Here is a 20,330-nt window from a genome sequence, read left to right on the forward strand (position 1 = left end):
GCTTAGGAGTGGGCCTCCATGACCGAAAACTTCTGGAAGGACAAATATCCAGCGGGTGTTCCTGCCGAGATCAATGCCGACCAATACCCCAACGTCCAGGCGGTATTGAAGCAGTCCTGCCAACGCTTTGCCGACAAGCCCGCATTCAGCAACCTGGGCAAGACCCTCACCTACGGTGAGCTCTACGAACTTTCCGGCGCCTTCGCCGCCTACCTGCAGAATCACACCGACCTCAAGCCCGGCGACCGCATCGCCGTGCAGCTGCCGAACATCCTGCAGTACCCGGTCGTCGTTTTCGGCGCCATGCGTGCCGGCCTGATCGTGGTCAACACCAACCCGCTGTACACCGCGCGGGAAATGGAGCACCAGTTCAACGACTCCGGCGCGAAAGCCCTGATCTGCCTGGCCAACATGGCCCACCTGGCCGAAGAAGTACTGCCCAAGACCGGCGTGAAGCATGTCGTCGTCACTGAAGTCGGCGACCTGCTGCCGACCTTCAAGCGCCTGCTGGTCAACGCCGTGATCAAGCACGTGAAGAAGATGGTGCCGCCGTTCAGCCTGCCAAAGGCGGTCAAGCTCAACGATGCCCTGGCCAAGGGCCGTGGCCGTGCCGTCAATGAAGCCAGCCCACAGGGCAGCGACATCGCCGTGCTGCAATACACCGGTGGCACCACCGGCGTGGCCAAGGGCGCGATGCTGACCCACCGCAACCTGATCGCCAACATGCTGCAGTGCAAGGCTCTGATGGGCGCCAACCTGAACGACGGTTGCGAGATCCTCATCACCCCGCTGCCGCTCTATCACATCTACGCCTTTACCTTCCATTGCATGGCGATGATGCTGACCGGCAACCACAACATCCTCATTTCCAACCCGCGCGACCTGCCGGCCATGACCAAGGAGCTGTCGAAGTACAAGTTCACTGGTTTCGTCGGCCTGAACACCCTCTTCGTTGCCCTGTGCAACAACGAGGGCTTCCGCAACCTGGACTTCTCCGCACTGAAGCTGACCCTGTCCGGCGGCATGGCCCTGCAACTGGCCACTGCCGAGCGCTGGAAGCAGGTCACCGGTTGCGCCATCAGCGAAGGCTACGGCATGACCGAGACCAGCCCGGTGGTATCGGTGAATCCCTTCCAGAGCATCCAGATCGGCACCATTGGCATTCCGGTGCCCTCCACCCAGTGCAAGGTGGTGGACGACGAGGGCAACGACGTTGGCCTGGGCGCGCCCGGCGAACTGTGCGTGAAAGGCCCGCAGGTGATGAAGGGCTACTGGCAGCGCCAGGAAGCCACCGACGAAATCCTCGATGCTGAAGGCTGGCTGAAGACCGGCGACGTTGCAGTGATCCAGGACGACGGCTTCATGCGCATCGTCGACCGCAAGAAGGACATGATCCTGGTGTCCGGCTTCAACGTGTACCCGAACGAACTGGAAGACGTGCTGGCGACCCTGCCGGGCGTGCTGCAGTGCGCCGCCATCGGTGTACCGGACGAAAAATCCGGTGAGGCGATCAAGATGTTCGTGGTGGCCAAGCCTGGCGTCAGCCTCACCAAGGAACAGGTGATGGAGCACATGCGCAGCAACGTGACCGGCTACAAGGTGCCGCGCGCCATCGAGTTCCGCGATGCGCTGCCGACCACCAACGTCGGCAAGATCCTGCGTCGCGAACTGCGTGACGAAGAGCTGAAGAAGCTCAAGGCGAAGCAGGAGAAGGCCCAGGCCTGATCCCCATCGCTTCCCGACAAGGCCCCGCAATCGCGGGGCCTTGTCGTTCATGGCGTCCCATCGACGGCATTCAGGCCGGTCGCTACAGTGGCGATCTTCCCTTTCGCCCTGGAGCCGGCGATGTCATTGCCCGACCTCAATCTGCTGGTGGCCCTGGATGTCCTGCTCGACGAGGGCAGCGTGGCGGGTGCCGCGCGGCGCATGCACTTGAGTGCGCCGGCCATGAGCCGCACGCTGGCGCGCATTCGCGATGCGGTGGGCGACCCGATCCTGGTGCGTGCCGGGCGCGGTCTGGTGCCGACGCCGCGCGCACTGGAACTGCGTGAACAGGTGCGCGAGCTGGTCGAGCAGGCCAGCGGCCTGTTCCATTCCCGCGATGTGGACCTGTCGAGCCTGACGCGTCAGTTCAACGTGCGCACCAACGACATCTTCATGGTCTGCTATGGCGGCCGACTGTTCGAACTGATGCGCCAGGAAGCACCGGGTGCGGTGCTGCGCTTCGTTCCGGAAATCGATGGCGACGACGATGCCATGCGCGCCGGGCGCATCGACCTGATCGTCGGTGCTTCCGACAAGCTGACGCCGGAGATCAAGTCCCAGGGCCTGTTCGAATGCCGTTTCAATGGCCTGGTGCGCCAGGGGCATCCGATCTTCGAGGCGCCCATCACCCCGGAGCGCTTCGCCGTCTTCGACCAGATCAGCGTCTCGCGCCGGGGGCTGACGCGCGGGCCCATCGACCAGGCGCTCGCCGATCTGGGGCTTACACGCCGGGTAGGGCTGATTTCCCCGAGCTTTTTCTCGGCGGTGCTGGCGCTGCACGATTCCGATCTGATCCTCCCCATGCCCGACCCGGTGATTTCCGTGTGTGAGCGGCTCGGCCTGCCACTGCGCTCGTTCGCGATTCCGTTGCCACTGGAACAGGTGCGCGTGCGGCAGTCCTGGCATCCGCGCTTCGACAACGACTCCGCCCATCGCTGGCTGCGTCGCCTGATCAAACGCTGCTGCGAAGAGGGCCTGCGCGGCTAGCGGGGATACGTGCGTATAACGCACTGATTCATTCGCATAATTGCAGTTATCGGCATGGCAGGCGCACAAATAGACTCAGTCTCGTGCCCGCAATCCGGTAACTCCTCATGTTCGTTTTCTTCACTTCCCGCGCTGGCGAAAAGGCGTTTCGATGAACGCCTCCCTGGCTTTGCCGCTTCCGGTCGCCGGCCCGGTGGCGGCGCCTGTCGCGACTCCCTTCACCCTGCGGCTGGTCGTCGGAATGCTCGGCGTTCTGCTGGCCGTGCTGGTATCCGGCTTCAATGAAAACGTGATCAAGGTGGCGCTGGCGGATATCCGGGGCGCCATGGGCATCGGTCGTGACGAAGGCACCTGGCTGGTGGCGCTCTATGCGGCGCCCTCGGTCTGCGCCATGGCCTTCGCGCCCTGGTTCGCGGTGACCTTGTCCCTGCGCCGCTTCACCCTCTGGGCCATTGCCGCCTTCATGCTGCTCGGGCTGTTGAGCCCGCTGGCGCCGAACCTGCAGAGCCTGCTGTGGCTGCGTGGCCTGCAGGGGCTTGCAGGGGGCGCCTTGCCGCCAATCCTGATGACCGTGGCGCTGCGCTTTCTCCCCGCCAACATCAAGATCTACGGCCTCGCCGGCTACGCCCTCACCGCGACCTTCGGCCCCAGCCTGGGTACGCCGCTGGCCGCGTACTGGGTGGAGTTCGTCGGTTGGCGCTGGGCCTTCTGGCAGATCCTTCCCACCAGCCTGCTGGCCATGGCCGCCGTGGCCTGGGGACTGCCACAGGACCCGTTGCGCCTGGAGCGTTTCCGCCAGTTCAACTGGCTGGGCCTGGCGCTCGGCTTCCCCGCGCTGTTCATGCTCGTGGTTGGCCTGGTGCAGGGCGAGCGGCTGGACTGGTTCGAGTCGTCGCTGATCCGCGCGCTGCTCGGTGGCGGCAGCGTGTTGCTGGTGCTGTTCCTGCTCAACGAGTGGAAGCACCCGCTGCCGTTCTTCAAGCTGCAACTGCTCAAGCTGCGCAACCTCAGCTTCGCCCTGTTCACCTTGGCTGGCGTCCTATTTGTGCTGCTGGCGGCCGTGGTGATTTCCTCCAGCTACCTGGCCCAGGTGCAGGGCTACCGTCCGTTGCAGACCGCACCGGTGATGCTGGTGGTGGCCTTGCCGCAATTGCTGGCACTGCCCCTGGTGGCGGCCCTGTGCAACCTGCGCTGGGTCGACTGCCGCTGGGTGCTCGCCTGCGGCCTGGCCATGCTCGCCTGTTCCTGCTGGCTGGGTTCGCAGCTGACCTCGGCCTGGATTCGCGACGATTTCTACCTGGTGCAGGCGCTGCAGATATTCGGCCAGCCGATGGCCGTATTGCCACTGCTGATGCTGTCCACCGGCAGCATCAAGCCCACCGACGGGCCCTTCGCGTCGGCCTGGTTCAACACCATCAAGGGGTTCGCCGCCGTGCTGGCAGGCGGCGTGCTGGAAGCGCTCGCCACCCTGCGCCTGCATCTTCACTCGACGCAACTGGTCGACCGCCTGGGCAACAACCCTCTGGTGGACGGCGGCGTCGAACTGGCCCGCCGGCTGCACCTCCAGGCCGTGGTGCTGACATCCGCCGACCTCTACCTCTGCATGTCCGCCGTGGCGGTCGCGCTGATCCTCATCATCCCCTTCGTGCCCACGCGCATCTATCCGCCGCGCGCCCCGACCTGACCGGAGTCGACCATGAACCAACCCCGCACCTTCAAACCCGTTATCCCGGCCGCCTTGCTGGTAGGCGTCGGCCTGCTGGCCTGGGGCTCCTGGCACCTGCTGGGTGAAAGCGCCGACCAGTACACCAATGACGCCTTCGTCCATGCCGATTTCACCCTGGCGGCGCCGAAGGTCCCCGGCTTCATCCGCGAAGTGCTGGTGGAAGACAACCAGATGGTGAAGGCCGGACAGCTGCTCGCCCGCATCGATGACCGCGACTACCGCGCCGCCCTGGAAGGCGCGCGCGCACGAGTCGCCAGTGCCCAGGCCCAGCTGGAAAATGCCGGGGCCACGCTGGAGCGGCAGGATTCGGTGATCGAACAGGCCCAGGCCACGCTGGAGGCGGACCGCGCCGAGCGTGTCTTCGCCCAGCATGAGCTGGAGCGCTACCAGAAACTGGTTGGCCGTGGAGCGGGCACCCTGCAGGCCGCGCAGCAGGCCCGCAGCCGGTACGACAGCGTCGTGGCGCGCCAGGCCGAACATAGCGCCGCGCTGCTCGCCACGCGCAAGCAGACCGACATACTCAAGGCTGAACGCGATGCCGCGCAGGCCGCCTTGGGCAGCGCCCAGGCGGCATTGCGCCAGGCCGAGCTGGACCTTTCCCACACCGAACTCAAGGCGCCCATCGATGGCATGGTGGGCCGTCGCGCCGTACGCGTCGGTGCCTTCGTCAAGCCCGGCGATGCGCTGCTGGCGGTGGTGCCGCTGGAGCACGCCTATGTGGTGGCCAACTTCCAGGAAACCCAGCTCACCCACGTGCGTCCGGGTCAGGAGGTGCAGATCGCGGTGGACACCTTCCCCGGTGAATCCCTGCGCGGGCGTGTGGAAAGCATTGCGCCGGCCACCGGCGTGACCTTCGCCGCCATCGCGCCGGACAACGCCACCGGCAACTTCACCAAGGTGGTGCAGCGCATCCCGGTGAAAGTCGTGCTGGATGCCGGCCAGCCCCTGCTCGGCCAGCTCCGGGTGGGCATGTCGGTGGAGGCGAGCATCGATACGCGCAGCGAGCCGCAGGCCGTCGCCGAGGTGAATTGATACACCCCTGTAGGAGCGAGCTTGCTCGCGAAGCTTCTGCGCTCACCCTTTCGCGAGCAAGCTCGCTCCTACACAGACGCCAGCCTGCTGGGAAATCTGCGACAATTCCGCCCTTGCCGAAAACGACAGCAGAATCAGCGGAACCGATGAGCGAGCAATCCCCCAGCGCCGAACAACTCCTGAAACGCATCGACCAGGCCATGGGCGCAGACCGCCATCGCCTGCGCCGACAGCTCCACGAGCTGCGCAAACATCCGGACGACGCCAAGCTGGCGCAGTGGGTCGAGCGCTTCCAGGCCTCCATCGCGCGCGTCGAGGCGCGGCGTGCCAGCGTGCCAGCGATGCGTTACGACGACGCCCTGCCCATTGCCGCCAAGCGCGACGAGATCAAGGCGGCGCTGGAAAAGCACCAGGTGCTGGTGATTGCCGGTGAAACCGGCTCGGGCAAGACCACCCAGTTGCCGAAGATCTGCCTGGAGATCGGCCGTGGTACCCACGGCCTGATCGGCCACACCCAGCCGCGCCGGCTGGCGGCACGCAGCGTGGCGACACGCGTGGCGGAAGAGATCGGCAGCCCGTTGGGCGAGTTGGTGGGCTACCAGGTGCGCTTCGAGGACCAGTCCAACGAGCGCAGCCTGATCAAACTGATGACCGACGGCATCCTGCTGGCCGAAACCCAGCACGACCGCTTCCTCGAGCGCTACGACACGATCATCGTCGACGAGGCTCACGAGCGCAGCCTGAACATCGACTTCCTCCTCGGCTACCTCAAGACCCTGCTGCCGCGCCGCCCCGACCTCAAGCTGATCATCACCTCGGCCACCATCGACCTGGAGCGCTTCTCGAAGCATTTCGGCGAAGCGCCGATCATCGAGGTCTCCGGCCGTACCTACCCGGTGGACACCTGGTACCGGCCGCTGGCCGCCGAGGTGGACGAAGACGGCGAAGCGCTGTTCGACGACCTGTCCGTGGACCAGGGCATCCTCCGCGCTCTGGACGAGATCACCGCCCATGAACGCGAAGTGGGCAAGCGCCCCGGCGACGTGCTGGTGTTCCTCCCCGGCGAGCGGGAAATCCGCGACTGCGCCGACGTGCTGCGCAAGGCCAACCTCAAGCACACCGAGGTGCTGCCGCTCTACGCGCGCCTGACGCCCGCCGAGCAGCAGAAGATTTTTGCCCCCATGCCGGGCCGCAAGATCGTGCTCTCCACCAACGTCGCGGAAACCTCGCTGACGGTGCCGGGCATCCGCTATGTGATCGACAGCGGCACCGCGCGTATCAGCCGCTACAGCTACCGCGCCAAGGTCCAGCGCCTGCCGGTGGAAGCGGTGTCCCAGGCCAGCGCCAACCAGCGCAAGGGCCGTTGTGGCCGGGTCGAGCCGGGCATCTGCGTGCGCCTCTACAGCGAGGAGGACTTCATCTCCCGCCCGGCCTTCACCGACCCGGAGATCCTGCGCACCAACCTCGCGGCGGTGATCCTGCAGATGCTCCACCTGCGCCTGGGCGACATCGAGGCCTTCCCCTTCATCGAGCCGCCGGATGGCAAGGCGATCAAGGACGGATTCACCCTGTTGCAGGAGCTCTCGGCGGTGAACCGCGAGAGCCAGCTCACGCCCATCGGCCGCCAGCTGGCGCGCCTTCCCATCGACCCGCGCCTGGGCCGCATGGTGCTGGAAGGCGCTCGCCAGGGCAGCCTGGACGAAGTGCTGGTGATCACGGCTGCGCTGTCGGTGCAGGACCCGCGCGAGCGTCCCATTGAGCGCCAGCAGGCCGCCGACCAGGCTCACGCCCAATGGAAGGATGTGGACTCCGATTTCGCTGCGCTGATCAACCTCTGGCGCGGCTTCGAGGAACAGCGCCAGGCCCTGGGCTCCAACGCCTTGCGTAGCTGGTGCCGGAAGAACTTCCTCAACTACCTGCGCTTGCGCGAATGGCGCGACGCCCACCGCCAACTGGTGCTGATCTGCCGCGAGCTGAAGCTCTTCCCCCAAGCCGGTAAGAGCCAGCTTGCTGGCGAACCTGGCAAGACGCCGAAGGATTCCGCCGTTCGCCAGCAAGCTGGCTCCCACAAGGGTGAAACTCCCGAACGCAGCATCGATTACGCCAAGGTGCACAAGGCGATCCTCTGCGGCCTGCTGAGCCAGATCGGCCAGAAGACCGAAGACGGCGACTATCTCGGTGCCCGCCAGCGGCGCTTCTGGATTCACCCCGGCACCGCCATCGCGAAGAAACGTCCGCAGTGGATCATGGCCGCCGAACTGGTGGAAACCACCAAGCTGTTCGCGCGCATGGTGGCGAAGATCGAACCGGACTGGCTGGAGCCCCTGGCCGGCCACCTGGTGAAGAAGAATCACCTGGAGCCCCATTGGGAGAAGCGCCGCGGGCAGGTCGTGGCCTTCGAACAGATCACCCTCTACGGCCTGATCATCGTTGGTCGCCGTGCGGTGCACTACGGCCCGGTGGACCCGGAAGTCTCCCGTGAGCTGTTCATCCGCGAAGGTCTGGTGCGGGGCGAAATCCACAGCAAGGCGAAGTGCCTGACGGCCAACCGCCAGCTGCTGGAACGGCTCGACGAACTGGAAGCCAAGGCACGCCGGCGCGACATCCTGGCCGACGAGGAAACCCTCTTCGCCTACTACGCGGCGCGCCTGCCGGCAGACATCTACCAGACCGCCAGCTTCGAGAGCTGGTACGAGCGGGAGCGGGCGAAGGACCCGAACCTGCTGATCATGCGCGAGGAAGACGTGCTGGCCCGCGAAGCCAGCGAAGTCACCGCCGCGCAGTACCCGGACAAACTGCGCCTGGGCGAGCTGGAGCTGCCGCTGTCCTATCACTTCGAGCCCGGTCACGTTCGCGACGGCGTGACCCTGCGCGTACCCGCGCCGCTGCTGCCGCAGCTGCCGCCGGATCGCCTTGAATGGCTGGTGCCGGGCCTGCTGGAAACCAAGTGCGTGGCCCTGGTGCGCAACCTGCCCAAGGCCATCCGCAAGAACTTCGTGCCGGTGCCGGACTTCGTGAAAGCCGCCCTGTCCAAGCTGGTGTTCGCCCAGGGCTCGTTGCCGGAAGCGCTCGGCCGCGAATTGCAGCGCATGACCGGCGCCCGCGTGCCGGAGGAAGCCTGGGTCGAGGCGGCTGCCCAGCTGGAAGGCCATTTGAAGATGAACCTGGAAGTGGTGGATGCCCGCGGCAAGTTCCTCGGCGAAGGCCGCGACCTGGTCGAGATCACCGCGCGCTTTGCCGAAGCCAGCCAGGCCGCCCTGGCCATTCCGCAGGCGCAGAAGGAACAGAAACCGGTGGAGGCCAAGGGCTTCGCCCAGGTCGCGGAAAAGACCCAGCAAAAGGTCGCCGGCCTGTCCATGACGGTGTACCCGGCACTGGTGGAGGAGGGCGGCACCGTCAAGGAAAGCCGCTTCCCGACCCAGGCCGAAGCCGAGTGGCAACATCGCCGTGCCCTGCAGCGCCTGCTGCTGCAGCAGCTGGGCGAAAGCGCCAAGTTCCTCCGTGGCAAGCTGCCGGGCCTCACTGACCTCGGCCTGCTGTACCGCGACATGGGCCGCGTCGACGCGCTGGTGGAGGACATCCTCCTGGCCAGCCTGGACAGCTGCATCCTCGATGGCGAAGCCAGCCTGCCCCGCGACGGCGCGGCCCTGGCCTCGCTCGCCGAGAAGAAACGCGGCGCCTGGGCCGAACACGCCGAGCGCCTGGCGCGCCTGACCCTGGAAATCCTCAAGCTCTGGCATGCCCTGCAGAAACGCTTCAAGGGCCGGATCGACCTGGCCCAGGCGGTGGCGCTCAACGACATCAAGGCGCAGCTGGGCAACCTCGTCTATCCAGGCTTTGTCCGCGAAACCCCTGCGGAATGGCTGAAGGAACTGCCGCGTTACCTCAAGGCCATCGAGCAGCGTTTCGACAAGATCGCCGCACAGTTGCAACGCGACCGCGTCTGGTCCGGCGAGCTGGCCGGCTACTGGGAGCAATACCAGGCCCGCCTGGCCAAGCATGCCCAGGAGGGCAAGCGCGATCCGGAACTGGTGCTCTACCGCTGGATGCTGGAGGAGTACCGCGTCTCTCTGTTCGCCCAGCAACTCGGCACGAAGATGCCCGTATCCGACAAACGCATGAACAAGCAGTGGAGCCAAGTGGAAGCCTGATGAGCGAATCCTTCGAAATCCGCCCCATGAGCCCCGAGCTCTACCGGAGTCAGACCCGCCGCAGCACCCTGATCATCGCGGTGCTGTTCATCGCCCTGGCGCTGCTGCTGTCCACCTTCTGCGTGCAGCTGTTCGGTACGCCAGGCGGCGACAACTTCCGCTGGAACCTGATCGGCGTCCTCGCCGGTCTGGCGCTCACCATCGCAATGGTGCGCCTCCAGTTCTGGTCACGTCCCTGGATGGCGCCCGCCGTCTACGGTTGGCGGCTCAAGCGCAACCTGATGCGCGTCACCAATGTCATGCACAAGGTCAAGGCAGGGGTGGCGGCGGGCGATCCGGCGGCGATGAAACTGCTGCGCTTCTACCACCTGGGCCTGACCCAGATGCACCAGCTGGACGGCAACAGCGCCGACCTCAGCCACCATGTGCATGAGATCGACCAGCACCGCGAGGCGATGGAGGCACAGGGGCTGGAAGTGGAGCAGAACCGCCTCGATCCAGCTTGGCTGGAGGCGGTGAAGGGTTACGGCAAGTAGTGCTGCCTCAGCCGCAGGCCCGTTTGAGCTTCAGACTGGTGTGTGCCTTGCCGGCGCGAGTCACCCCTCGCCCGCGTGCGGGAGAGGGGCCGGGGGAGAGGGAAGTTGTGCCGCGCCTAGACTCCCAAGGGCAGCTCTTCGATCTGCTTGGCGAATGAATTCGCCCCCACAGGGCCCATGCCAGGGCAAGGTGGCGCCGGCGCGAGTCACCCCTCGCCCTCTGGGGTGAAGAGGCACGCTTTCGGAAGCACCGCTTCCGGTGCCGATGAACGACTGAGCGCGAAGCGATCAGGCTGGGGCGCAGAGCGGGGGCCGGGGGTGAGGGAGGGCAGGCTCGCGCGAAAGCCAGGCTGCTAACGCGTACCCAACCTCAAGCTGTACTCCGCCACGGCCTTCTCATCCGCCTCAACCCGCTCCGGCAGGAACTCCCGAAGGAATTCGACCCAGGTACGGATCTTCGCATCGAGGAACTGCCGCGATGGGTAGAGCGCGTAGATGCCGAGGGGGAAGAGACTGTGGTTGGGCAGTACGCGCACCAGGCTGCCGTCCTTCAAGCCGCTGATGGCTGAGTACACCGGCACCACGCCAACCCCTATCCCTGCCTTGATGGCTTCGGTCATCGCATCGGCCGTATTCACCTGGAACGGCGTCTGGTTGACGCTGACCATCTCCTGCCCGTCCGGGCCTTCGAACAGCCACTTGTCCAGGGACATCACGTTGTTCACCAGGCGCAGGCAGCGGTGTTTCGACAGTTCCGACGGCATACGCGGCGCCCCGTGTTTCTCGATGTAGCCGGGGGAGGCGCAGAGCACGCTGTAGGTGGTGCCGAGCTGCTTGGAGATGAACCCCGAATCCGGCAGCTCCTGGGCGATCACCACGGAGATGTCGTAGCCCTCGTCGAGAATATCGGTGGTGCGGTTGGCCAGGGTCAGGTCGAAGCTCACGTCCGGGTACTTCTCGCTGTACCCGGCGATGGCCTTGATCAGGTAGTGCTGGCCGATGCCGGTCATGGCATGCACCTTCAGGTTGCCCACCGGCCGTGCGTGGGCCTCGCTGGCCTCGGCCTCGGCTTCCTCGATGTAGCCGAGGATCTGCTCGCAGCGCAGCAGGTAGCGCTGACCGGCTTCGGTCAGGGCGATGCGACGGGTGGTGCGATGCAGCAGGCGCGTGCGCAGGTGGGTTTCGAGGGTGGCGACGGCGCGGGAGATGTACGAGGTGGTGAGGTCCATGCGCTGGGCAGCGGCGGTGAAGCTGCCAGTCTCCGCCACACAGACGAAGGCGCGCATGTTGAAAAGGATGTCCATGGAGGGTCCTGGCCCGGAAGGGAGGCAAATTTTGTCACGAAGTATGTCCTGAGATTATGGCTGATTCAGTACACAATCCTTCATCTATCCGTCGCCTTATCCTTGGCTCCGCCCAGTTCTAGAATCGCCGCCGTTCCAGGCATCAGCCCTGGTTATCCAGCATGCAGGATATGCCGCAGTGCACCGCAATCCTTGGCCCGGCGTCGCCCGCGCCAGTCTGTTCGCCGCCGTTTCGCTCCTCTCCGCTTGTATCGATAGTCAGGGCATAGCCCCTCAGGCTGAGCGCCTGGACGCATCCCAACTTGACCCAGGCTCGGCCATTCGCCGCGCCGAACATGACGCCGCCTGGCCCAGTGCCCAATGGTGGCGCGCGTATGGCGACCCGCAGCTGGACGCCTGGATGGCGGAGGCGATTGCCGGCAGTCCCAGCCTGGCCATTGCCGCCGCCCGGGTGCGCAAGGCCCGCGCCCTGGCTGGCGTGGTGGAGTCCGCCGAGCAGCCCCAGGTCAATCTCGACGCCAATGTGCAGCGCAAGCGCTGGCCGCAGGACAACTTCTACGGCCCTGGCGATCTCGCCCGCACCACCAGCTGGAACAACGCCAGCCTGCTCGGCTTCTCCTACGACCTCGATCTCTGGGGACGCGAGCGTAGCCGCAGCCATCAGGCGATGGACGAGGTCCGTGTGGCGGTGGCGGAGGCCCGTCTGGCGGCGCTGGAGCTCCAGGGCAACCTGATGCGCAGCTACATCCACCTGACGCTGTTGCATGCGCAGATGGACATTGCCCGGGCCACCCTTGCACAGCAGGAACAAATCCTGCGGCTGGCCGAACAGCGCCTGCGCGACGGCATCGGCACGCGCCTGGAAGTCAGTCGTGCCGAAGCGCCGTTGCCGGAAAGCCACCGGCAGATCGATGCCCTGGACGAATCCATCACCCTGGCTCGCAACCAGCTTGCCGCCCTGGCCGGCAAGGGACCGGGGGAGGGCGAGCGCCTGCAGCGGCCGATGCTCGACCTGCAAAAGCTGCCCGGCCTGCCCGCGCAATTGCCGCTGGAACTGCTCGGCCGTCGCCCGGACCTGGTCGCCAGCCGCTGGCAGGTGGCAGCCCAGGCGCGCGGTATCGAGGTCGCCAAGGCGGGCTTCTATCCCAACGTCAACCTGCTGGGCGGTATCGGCACCAATGCCACACAGGGCGGCGTCCTGGACTTCCTGCGCTACGACAAGCTCACCTACAACCTCGGGCCTGCCCTCAGCCTGCCGGTATTCGATGGCGGGCTGCGCCGTGGTCAGCTCGGGGCTGCCGCTGCCGAATACGACGTTGCGGTGGAGCAATACAACCAGACCTTGATCAGCGCGCTACAACAGGTAGCCGATGCCCTGGTGCGCATCAAGTCGCTGCACCAGCAGCAGGCACTCGCCGCCGAAGCGGTGGCGGCCGCGCAGAAGACCTGTGACCTCGCGCTGCTGGCCCAGCAGCGCGGCCTCACCGGTTTCGACGCCGTGCTGGAAACCCAACCCGTGCTGTTCCAGCGCCAGCTCCAGCAACAGCTGGTGCGCGCGGCCTTGCTCGGTGCCCAGACAGATCTGCTGCTGGCGCTCGGTGGTGGTGTGCTGCCCGAGCCCTCCGGCCCCGCCGACGCCAGCCTGGCGCCGCAGGAACCACGCCTGCGTTTTCTCCCCAAGCCCTGAGGACCCGACATGGTTCGAACCTTCAACCGCGCGCTGGTCGAGTGGGCGCGCAGTGACGGCCTGACCTGGGCCTTCATCTTCAAGGCCCTGCTCACCGCTTTCCTCGCCCTCTGGCTGGCCTATCGGCTGGAGCTGCCGCAGCCGGGCACGGTACTGGTGACGGTGTTCATCGTCATGCAACCGCAGAGCGGGCAGGTCCTGGCCAAGAGCTTCTACCGCATCATCGGCACCCTGTTGGGACTGGCCGTGATGGTGGCGCTGATCGCCCTGTTCAATCAGGAGCGGGTGCTGTTCATGCTCTGCCTGGCCATCTGGATCGGCCTGTGTACGGCTGGCGCCGCGCGCTACCGGGATTTCCGCGGCTATGCCTGCGTGCTGGCGGGCTACACGGCGGTGATGATCGGCCTGCCGGCCACGAGCCACCCCGACGATGCCTTCATGCTCGCCCTCTGGCGCGTGCTGGAGATCAGCCTGGGCATTCTCTGCACTGGCCTGGTCAACGGCCTGATCCTGCCGCAGAGCACCAGCACCGACCTGCGCAACACGCTGCACGGACGTTTCCGCGACTTCGCCGCCTTCGCCTGCGAAGGCCTGGCCGGTGGCCTCGATACCGCGCGTTTCGATGCCAGCAACGCGCGCTTTGCGGCCGCCGCCGTGAACCTGGAGAACATGCGCAACGCCACCGCCTTCGAAGACCCGCACATGCGCATGCGCAGCGGACGCCTGGCGCGGTTGAACAACGAGTTCATGGTGCTCTCTACGCGTTTCCACGGTCTTCACCAGTTGCTGCGCCGTCTCACTGTAGGAGCGAGCTCTGCTCGCGAAGGCTCCGAGCCGACGGAATTCGCCAGCAGAGTTGGCTCCTACGGGGGCGCGGTGCTGGAGGCGTTGCAGCCGTGCCTTGCGGAAGTCTCTCGGTTGCTCGCGCCGCTGCGTGATCGCCTCAGCAGCGAGGCCGACGCGGCGCAGCTCGCCATCCGCCTGGAGGCCTGCAAGCAGGAACTGATGCAATTGATCCGCAGCGGCCGCGCGCAGCTCGCCATGCAACACCCCAGCGAAGCCCAGAGCCTGGATTACGACACCGCTGCCGAGCTGCTCTATCGCTTTGCAGACGATCTGCACAGCTATGCCCAGACCCACGCCTCGCTACTCGACGACCATCACGCCCGCGAGCAGTGGAAGGAGAGTTTCCGGCCCCGTGCGAACGCGGTAGCCGCTGCCGTGGCGGGCCTGCGCAGCAGCCTGTTGATCCTGCTGCTCGGCGCCTTCTGGATGGCCACGGCCTGGCCCAGTGGCGGCACTTTCGCGATGACCATCGGCATGGTTTCGGCGCTGGCATCGTCCTCCTCCAGCCCCCGGCGTCTTTCGCTGCAACTTACCCTGGGGGCTACCGCCGGCGCTTGCCTGGGTATCTTCATGACCTTCCGGGTCCTGCCGGCAATCGACGGTTTCGCGCTGCTCTGCTGTGCCCTGGCACCGGTGGTCGCGCTGGGTGCCTACCTGCTGGCGCGGCCACAACTGGCGGGTGCCGGCCTCGGCCTGCTGATCTGGTTCAGCATGAACTCCATGCCGGCCAACCAGGCGCTATTCGACCCGCACCGGGTGCTCAACGAGTACCTGGCATCGGTGCTGTCCATGGCCCTGGCAACTGTGGCCGCCGCCGTGCTCCTGCCGCCCAACCGGCCCTGGCTGTGGCGGCGCCTGGAGCGCGACCTGCGCATGTGTGTCGTGAGTGCCGTGAGCGGACGAATGAAGGGACTGGTGTCCGGTTTCGAGAGCGGCACCCGCGACTTGCTGAACCAGGCCTACCTGTATTCCGCCGGTCGCCCGGACGTGCAGCGCCAGTTGCTGCGCTGGATGTTCCTGGTTCAGGAAGTGGGGCATGCGGTGATCGAAATGCGCCTGGAGCAGGCGCGCCTGCCGGCACTGTCCTGCTATGCCGAATCCATGCCCTGGCGCAACGCTATCCGTGCCATGGGCCGGGCGCTGATCCGGCTGTTCATCCAGCCTTCGGAAACCAATCGACAGCGCGCCCTGCTCGCCGTGGAGCAGGCCATCGACAGCGTGCGCAGCACCGCCGAGCCCTGCGCGCCGCAGTTCGAAACCTCGCCCCTGCGCCGTTTGCAGAGCTACCTGCACTTCATCCGCACCTCGTTGCTGGACCCGCAGAATCCATTGGGTGGCGATACCGCGAGTGCACACCTGCAAGGAGTCGCCCATGCCGCGTGAAATCGCCCTGCACGGCGTTTATCTGCCGAGCCTGACCGTGCTGTTCCTGGTGGCGTTCCTGCTCGGTTGGGCGCTGGACCGCCTGTTCGCCTGGTGCGGCCTCTACCGCCACGCCTGGCACCCGGCGCTGCTGCGCGTCGGTCTGTTCACCTGCCTGTATGGCGCCCTGGCGCTGACCATCTACCGTTGAGGCTCTCATGTCCCTGAAACGAATCATCAGTGTCGGCGCGACCCTGCTCATCCTCGCGCTGGCGGTCGTGCTGGTGCGCACCCTCTGGCAGCACTACATGGACTCGCCCTGGACCCGCGACGGCCGCGTGCGCGCCGACGTGATCAACATCGCCCCGGACGTGGCCGGCCTGGTGTTGGAAGTAGCGGTACGCGACAACCAGAAGGTGGAAGCGGGCGACCTGCTATTGCGCATCGACCCGGCCCACTACGCCGTGGCGGTGGAGCAGGCCGAAGCCCTGGTGGCGGCCCGCAAGGCAGCCCTGGCGATGCGCAAGGTCAACGCCGACCGCCGCGCCGACATGGACGACCTGGTGGTCTCCCGCGAGAGCCGCGAAGACGCCGGCCACCTGGCCGCCGCGGCCCTGGCCGAATACCACGAGGCCGTCTCCGCCCTGGAGGCCGCGAAACTCGATCTGGCGCGCACTGAAGTCCGCGCGCCGGTGGCCGGCCATATCACCAACCTCAACGTCTACAAGGGTGACTACGCCGAGCGCGGCGAGGCCAGCATGGCCTTGGTGGACGAGCAGTCCTTCTACGTGAACGGCTACTTCGAAGAAACCCGCCTGCCACACATCAAGGTCGGCGATCTTGCCGAACTCAGGCTGATGAGCGGCGAGCGCCTCACCGGGCGTGTGGACAGCATCGCCCGGGGCATCTACGACCGCGACAACCCGGAAAGCCGTGAACTGATCGCCGACGTGAACCCCACTTTCAACTGGGTACGCCTGGCCCAGCGAGTGCCGGTGCGCATCCATCTCGACGAAGTGCCGGAAGGCGTGCTGCTGGCCGCCGGGATGACTTGCACCGTGGTGATCGGGGAGAAGGGCGCCAGGCCGGAAACTTCCGGTTGGCTGGACGGATTGTTGTTCGGCCAGTAAAAAGTCCTTGTTGTATTCGGCGCTGTTTGTGAAGTTTCCCGACCCTTAAAATTATCCCGCCTCCCACGATGAGGCACTTGCTGCCGTAAACATCACCGCAAGGTGTTGCGCTGTACCTTCGACCAGTTCGTGGAGAGCTGGTCGAAGTTTCAAACTCCAAGCACTCGGGAAACAATCCAATGAAAACTCTTGCCTTGCTGGCGCTTGCCGGCATGCCTGCCTTCGCCTTGGCTGCAGAGCCGGTGGAATCTGCGGTCGCCGGGGAGCCCGTAATCGAGCAGTATCACTATGGAATGGAACTTGATATCGCCAAGGTTATTTCTCGAAGTGAAGTACCCGATGTCTGTGGCGTAGTTCCGGCTTATATGACCTACGAAGATCACCAGGGCAAAGTTCATCGCCTGGAATATGTAGTTTTCGGTCAGGGTTGCGGTAACGGTTGATTGGCGGGAAGTAATTGTTCAAACCGATTTAACGGGTTGTAGTTTGTAGGATGGGTGGAGCTTGCGATACCCATCAATTCAGTAGCGATGGGTTTCGTTCCTCTACCCATCCTACGAACTGCCAAGTTTCAGGCAGCTGGCTGCGTCAGGTTGGTTTATCCCTCTCCGGCGCGAGTCACCCCTCGCCCTCTGGGGTGAAGAGGCACGCTTTCGGAAGCACCGCTTCCGGTGCCGATGAGCGCCTGAGCGCGAAGCGATCAGGCCGGGGCGCAGAGCGGGGGCCGGGGGAGAGGATTGCGTCAGTTCGTAGGATGGGTGGAGCTTGCGATACCCATCAATTCAGTCGCGATGGGTTTCGTTCCTCTACCCATCTTACGAATGAAGGCTTCACCCCTCCTGAGCCTCCAGGAACAGTCGGAACAACTCCGACTGCGACTTGATCCCCAGCTTGCTGTAGATGTGCTTGCGGTGGACCTTCACCGTTTCGGCGGAGATGTCCAGCTTGCGTGCGATCTCCTTGCTCGAGCAGCCGCTCAGCATCAAGCGTCCCACCTCCAGTTCGCGGGCGGTGAGGGCGTTTTCCACCTTCTGCCCGGCGGCTTCCAGTTGCGCCTGCCAGGCCGGAGCGGGTGGCGGCGGGCTGGCCATCAGCTCCTGCTCGAAGGTCAGGCGCTGGCGCATCAGGCCGGCGACCCAGGGCTGGATCAGGCCGAGCAAGGCGATCTGCTCCGGGCTGAAGCGTTGGCGTGAACCCAGCGAAAGACAGAGCGTCCTGCCGCCCTCCAGCGGCACATTCAGCTGCACTTCATCGGCTACCACATTGAGGCGGAAATAGCGCTGGTAGTAATCCGTCTGCTCGAAGCATTCCGGCGCCACCTCGCCCAAGCGGAACAGGCCGGCGGCGTTGTTTTCGCGGCTGGCGATGTAGAAGGGATCGAGCTGGTAGAGCCCGCGCAGGTAGTCCTGGAAGAGGGGATCGGGCCCGCCATCAGCGCCGGGGCACTCGGCGAATACCTGCGGTCGACCGTCGCTGAAGAGCAGCACCACCCAGCTGTCGAAGGGCAGGTATTGCTCCAGCAGGCGCACCAGGGCCAGCCAGAATCCGGGACGGTCGAGCTGTTCGATCAGCCGGCCGACGGACTGGTGCCAGGCGATGTCCTGCAAGGTCAGACTCATGTTCGCTACCCCCGATGGGTTACCACGCTTGCGTAATTACTCCTGGCCGGGGCGAGCCCCATACTCCGGGCATGCCAGGGCGAGTGGCGAGCATTGTGACGCTTGCCCGCCCGCTGACAAGAAGGAGCATCCATGAAGGTAGAACTCGTCCAACTCGCCGGTCGTGACGGCGACACCGCCTACAACCTCGAACGCACCCTGGAGGCCATTGCCGCGTGCGCACCAGAAACCGAGCTGGTGGTGTTTCCGGAAACCCAACTGATGGGTTTTCCGAATGCCGATAATGTCGCGGCTGTAGCCGAACCCCGGGATGGCCCCAGTCTCAAAGCCGTGCAGCGTGCCGCCCGCGAGAAGGATGTCGCGGTGCTGGTCGGGTTGCTCGAACGGGCCGATGGCACCGTCTACAACACCTCGGCACTGGTGACGCCCGACGGCGTGGCACTGCATTACCGCAAGACCCATCTCTGGCCGTCCGAGCGCGGACTGATCACGCCCGGCGACCGCTACGCAACGGCCCTGTGGAAGGGCGTGCGCATCGGCATCCTGATCTGCTACGACATCGAGCTACCCGAGACCGCACGGGCACTGGCACAGCTGGGCGCCGAGCTGATCCTGGTCACCAACGGCAACATGGACCCATACGGCCCCGTGCACCGCACTGCGATCATGGCCCGCGCCCAGGAAAACCAGGCCTTCGCGCTGATGGTGAACCGGGTGGGAGAGGGCGATGACGACCTGGTCTTCGCAGGCGGAAGCGCCGCGGTCGATCCCTTCGGCCGCCTGATCTTCGAGGCCGGCCGCGAGCCCTGCCGGCAGGTGGTCGAGCTGGATTTTCGACTGCTGCAGGAAGCCCGGGCCGAGTACCAATACCTCTCCGACCGCCGCCTGATCCTCCCCGGCGAACGCATCGAGCACGCCGACGGACGCCGCGAACTGCTGATTCCCTGAGTCGAACCGCCCCTGCCCATTTCCCCAACGGGGGCGGACTGCAACCGCGCCCGGTCCACCTGGAGCACCCTGATGAAGCCAACCCGCACCCTGACGTTCGCCCTGGCCTCGATCCTTGCCGTGGGTCTCGGCCAGGCTCAGGCAGAGACGCCTGAGCAGCGCGTCCATGTCTACAACTGGTATGACTACATCGGTCCGGATGTGGTGAAGAACTTCAGCCGCGAGACCGGCATCAAGACCGTCTACGACGTGTTCGACAGCAGCGAGATGATGGAAGGCAAGCTGATGACCGGCGGCAGCGGCTACGACGTGGTTGTGGCCACCAACAGCACGCTGCCCAACCTCATCAAGGCCGGTGTGTTGCAGCCACTGGATCACGACAAGCTGCCGAACTGGTCCCATCTCGACCCGGAAATCCTCGCCAAGCTGCAGGCCAACGATGCGGATAATCGCTATGCCGCGCCCTACCTCTGGGGCACCACCGGTATCGGCTACAATGCGGACAAAGTGAAGGCCATCCTTGGCGATGGCGCCCCGGTCGACTCCTGGGACCTGGTGCTCAAGCAAGAGAACCTCGAGAAGCTCAGCCAGTGCGGTGTCGCCATGATCGACGCACCGGGCGAGATCATCCCGATCGCCCTGAACTACCTCGGCCTGCCGCCCCACAGCACGCGCAAGGAGGACTACGCGAAGGCGGAAGAACTGCTGGTCAGGCTCAAGCCGCATATCGCCTATTTCAACTCGTCGAAGTTCATCACCGACCTGGCCAATGGCGATATCTGCGTGGTGGTGGGTTGGGCCGGCGGTGTCTACGAGGCTCAGCAATCGGCGAAGAACGCCGGCTCCCAGGTGCGCCTCGAATACAGCATCCCGCGAGAGGGTGCGCCAGTCTGGTTCGAGAACCTGGTCCTGCTCAAGGATGCCCAGCACCCGCAGGAAGGGCTCACCTTCATCAACTACATGATGCGGCCGGACGTGATCGCCGATACCTCCAACTACCTGGGCTACCCCAACGCCAACAAGGCCGCCGACACCCTGGTCACCCAGGCGCTGCACGACAACCCGATGGTCTATCCGCCACGGGACGTGATGGACAAGCTGTTCACGCTCGAGCCACTGGCGCAGAAGCTGGAACGTGTCCGGACCCGCGTCTGGAGCAAGGTCAAATCGGGGTCCTGATGGGGCAGGCTGTGGGGGCTTCCACCAAGGTGTTCGCTCCCTTCGTCTTGCTGGAGCTG

Annotated in this window: 15 protein-coding genes; 13 read left to right on the top strand and 2 right to left on the bottom strand. The window is 65.4% G+C overall.

Annotated elements, in window-relative coordinates:
* Nucleotides 1–18: 18 nt before the first annotated feature.
* From fadD1 to E8E95_RS15140, 6 genes are all read left to right on the top strand, one after another.
* The gene (fadD1, locus tag E8E95_RS15115) at nucleotides 19–1,725 is read left to right on the top strand and encodes a long-chain-fatty-acid--CoA ligase FadD1 (protein ID WP_280351449.1); all 1,707 of its coding nucleotides are present in this window, start codon (nucleotides 19–21) and stop codon (nucleotides 1,723–1,725) included.
* Nucleotides 1,726–1,845: 120 nt separating this feature from the next.
* The gene (locus E8E95_RS15120) at nucleotides 1,846–2,751 is read left to right on the top strand and encodes a LysR family transcriptional regulator (RefSeq protein WP_280351451.1); all 906 of its coding nucleotides are present in this window, start codon (nucleotides 1,846–1,848) and stop codon (nucleotides 2,749–2,751) included.
* Between the two features lie 151 nt (nucleotides 2,752–2,902).
* On the top strand, nucleotides 2,903–4,435 hold the full coding sequence (locus tag E8E95_RS15125; protein ID WP_280351453.1) for an MFS transporter: 1,533 nt from the start codon (nucleotides 2,903–2,905) through the stop codon (nucleotides 4,433–4,435).
* 12 nt (nucleotides 4,436–4,447) lie between these two features.
* Nucleotides 4,448–5,509 (top strand): HlyD family secretion protein, encoded by a 1,062-nt coding sequence (locus E8E95_RS15130; RefSeq protein ID WP_280351455.1) that lies wholly within the window; start codon nucleotides 4,448–4,450, stop codon nucleotides 5,507–5,509.
* 146 nt (nucleotides 5,510–5,655) lie between these two features.
* The gene (gene hrpA / locus E8E95_RS15135) at nucleotides 5,656–9,660 is read left to right on the top strand and encodes an ATP-dependent RNA helicase HrpA (protein ID WP_280351457.1); all 4,005 of its coding nucleotides are present in this window, start codon (nucleotides 5,656–5,658) and stop codon (nucleotides 9,658–9,660) included.
* Nucleotides 9,660–10,196 carry a DUF3087 domain-containing protein gene (locus tag E8E95_RS15140; RefSeq protein ID WP_280351459.1) on the top strand — a complete coding sequence of 179 codons (537 nt, stop codon included), beginning with the start codon at nucleotides 9,660–9,662 and terminating at the stop codon, nucleotides 10,194–10,196. The genes hrpA and E8E95_RS15140 overlap by 1 nt, the downstream gene beginning before the upstream one ends.
* 353 nt (nucleotides 10,197–10,549) lie before the next feature.
* Here E8E95_RS15140 and E8E95_RS15145 read toward each other — a convergent pair whose 3' ends face one another.
* Nucleotides 10,550–11,500: a LysR family transcriptional regulator gene (locus E8E95_RS15145; protein ID WP_280351461.1), complete on the bottom strand. Its 951-nt coding sequence runs from the start codon at nucleotides 11,498–11,500 to the stop codon at nucleotides 10,550–10,552.
* 178 nt (nucleotides 11,501–11,678) lie between these two features.
* On the opposite strand from E8E95_RS15145, the gene E8E95_RS15150 reads away from it, so the two are divergent.
* The 5 genes from E8E95_RS15150 to E8E95_RS15170 all read left to right on the top strand — a co-directional run bounded on the left by E8E95_RS15150 (nucleotide 11,679) and on the right by E8E95_RS15170 (nucleotide 16,968).
* Nucleotides 11,679–13,187 (top strand): efflux transporter outer membrane subunit, encoded by a 1,509-nt coding sequence (locus tag E8E95_RS15150; RefSeq protein WP_280351463.1) that lies wholly within the window; start codon nucleotides 11,679–11,681, stop codon nucleotides 13,185–13,187.
* A gap of 9 nt (nucleotides 13,188–13,196) precedes the next feature.
* On the top strand, nucleotides 13,197–15,416 hold the full coding sequence (locus E8E95_RS15155; protein ID WP_280351466.1) for an FUSC family protein: 2,220 nt from the start codon (nucleotides 13,197–13,199) through the stop codon (nucleotides 15,414–15,416).
* Complete coding sequence (locus tag E8E95_RS15160) at nucleotides 15,406–15,606, top strand: DUF1656 domain-containing protein (RefSeq protein WP_077527090.1); 201 nt, start codon at nucleotides 15,406–15,408, stop codon at nucleotides 15,604–15,606. Before E8E95_RS15155 ends, E8E95_RS15160 begins: the two co-directional genes overlap by 11 nt.
* A gap of 7 nt (nucleotides 15,607–15,613) precedes the next feature.
* Nucleotides 15,614–16,525 (top strand): HlyD family secretion protein, encoded by a 912-nt coding sequence (locus E8E95_RS15165; protein ID WP_280351469.1) that lies wholly within the window; start codon nucleotides 15,614–15,616, stop codon nucleotides 16,523–16,525.
* Between the two features lie 179 nt (nucleotides 16,526–16,704).
* Nucleotides 16,705–16,968 carry a DUF2790 domain-containing protein gene (locus tag E8E95_RS15170; protein ID WP_280351471.1) on the top strand — a complete coding sequence of 88 codons (264 nt, stop codon included), beginning with the start codon at nucleotides 16,705–16,707 and terminating at the stop codon, nucleotides 16,966–16,968.
* 387 nt (nucleotides 16,969–17,355) lie between these two features.
* On the opposite strand, the gene E8E95_RS15175 is transcribed toward E8E95_RS15170, so the two are convergent.
* On the bottom strand, nucleotides 17,356–18,144 hold the full coding sequence (locus E8E95_RS15175) for a helix-turn-helix transcriptional regulator (protein WP_280351473.1): 789 nt from the start codon (nucleotides 18,142–18,144) through the stop codon (nucleotides 17,356–17,358).
* A 132-nt stretch (nucleotides 18,145–18,276) separates the two neighbouring features.
* Here E8E95_RS15175 and E8E95_RS15180 point away from each other — a divergent pair, with 132 nt between their 5' ends.
* Both E8E95_RS15180 and E8E95_RS15185 read left to right on the top strand, forming a co-directional pair.
* Entirely contained in the window at nucleotides 18,277–19,092 is an 816-nt protein-coding gene (locus tag E8E95_RS15180; RefSeq protein ID WP_280351475.1) for a carbon-nitrogen hydrolase family protein, read from the top strand.
* Between the two features lie 72 nt (nucleotides 19,093–19,164).
* Complete coding sequence (locus E8E95_RS15185; protein ID WP_280351477.1) at nucleotides 19,165–20,271, top strand: polyamine ABC transporter substrate-binding protein; 1,107 nt, start codon at nucleotides 19,165–19,167, stop codon at nucleotides 20,269–20,271.
* Nucleotides 20,272–20,330 lie beyond the last annotated feature (59 nt).

It is taken from the genome of Pseudomonas sp. BN414 (assembly GCF_029871275.1).
In the GTDB taxonomy this organism is placed as follows: Bacteria; Pseudomonadota; Gammaproteobacteria; order Pseudomonadales; family Pseudomonadaceae; genus Metapseudomonas; species Metapseudomonas resinovorans_C.

Coding starts and splice junctions, on each gene's coding strand:
- fadD1 (WP_280351449.1), top strand. CDS start 19: ATGACCGAAAACTTCTGGAAGGACAAATATCCAGCGGGTGTTCCTGCC.
- E8E95_RS15120 (WP_280351451.1), top strand. CDS start 1,846: ATGTCATTGCCCGACCTCAATCTGCTGGTGGCCCTGGATGTCCTGCTC.
- E8E95_RS15125 (WP_280351453.1), top strand. CDS start 2,903: ATGAACGCCTCCCTGGCTTTGCCGCTTCCGGTCGCCGGCCCGGTGGCG.
- E8E95_RS15130 (WP_280351455.1), top strand. CDS start 4,448: ATGAACCAACCCCGCACCTTCAAACCCGTTATCCCGGCCGCCTTGCTG.
- hrpA (WP_280351457.1), top strand. CDS start 5,656: ATGAGCGAGCAATCCCCCAGCGCCGAACAACTCCTGAAACGCATCGAC.
- E8E95_RS15140 (WP_280351459.1), top strand. CDS start 9,660: ATGAGCGAATCCTTCGAAATCCGCCCCATGAGCCCCGAGCTCTACCGG.
- E8E95_RS15145 (WP_280351461.1), bottom strand. CDS start 11,500: ATGGACATCCTTTTCAACATGCGCGCCTTCGTCTGTGTGGCGGAGACT.
- E8E95_RS15155 (WP_280351466.1), top strand. CDS start 13,197: ATGGTTCGAACCTTCAACCGCGCGCTGGTCGAGTGGGCGCGCAGTGAC.
- E8E95_RS15160 (WP_077527090.1), top strand. CDS start 15,406: ATGCCGCGTGAAATCGCCCTGCACGGCGTTTATCTGCCGAGCCTGACC.
- E8E95_RS15165 (WP_280351469.1), top strand. CDS start 15,614: ATGTCCCTGAAACGAATCATCAGTGTCGGCGCGACCCTGCTCATCCTC.
- E8E95_RS15170 (WP_280351471.1), top strand. CDS start 16,705: ATGAAAACTCTTGCCTTGCTGGCGCTTGCCGGCATGCCTGCCTTCGCC.
- E8E95_RS15175 (WP_280351473.1), bottom strand. CDS start 18,144: ATGAGTCTGACCTTGCAGGACATCGCCTGGCACCAGTCCGTCGGCCGG.
- E8E95_RS15180 (WP_280351475.1), top strand. CDS start 18,277: ATGAAGGTAGAACTCGTCCAACTCGCCGGTCGTGACGGCGACACCGCC.
- E8E95_RS15185 (WP_280351477.1), top strand. CDS start 19,165: ATGAAGCCAACCCGCACCCTGACGTTCGCCCTGGCCTCGATCCTTGCC.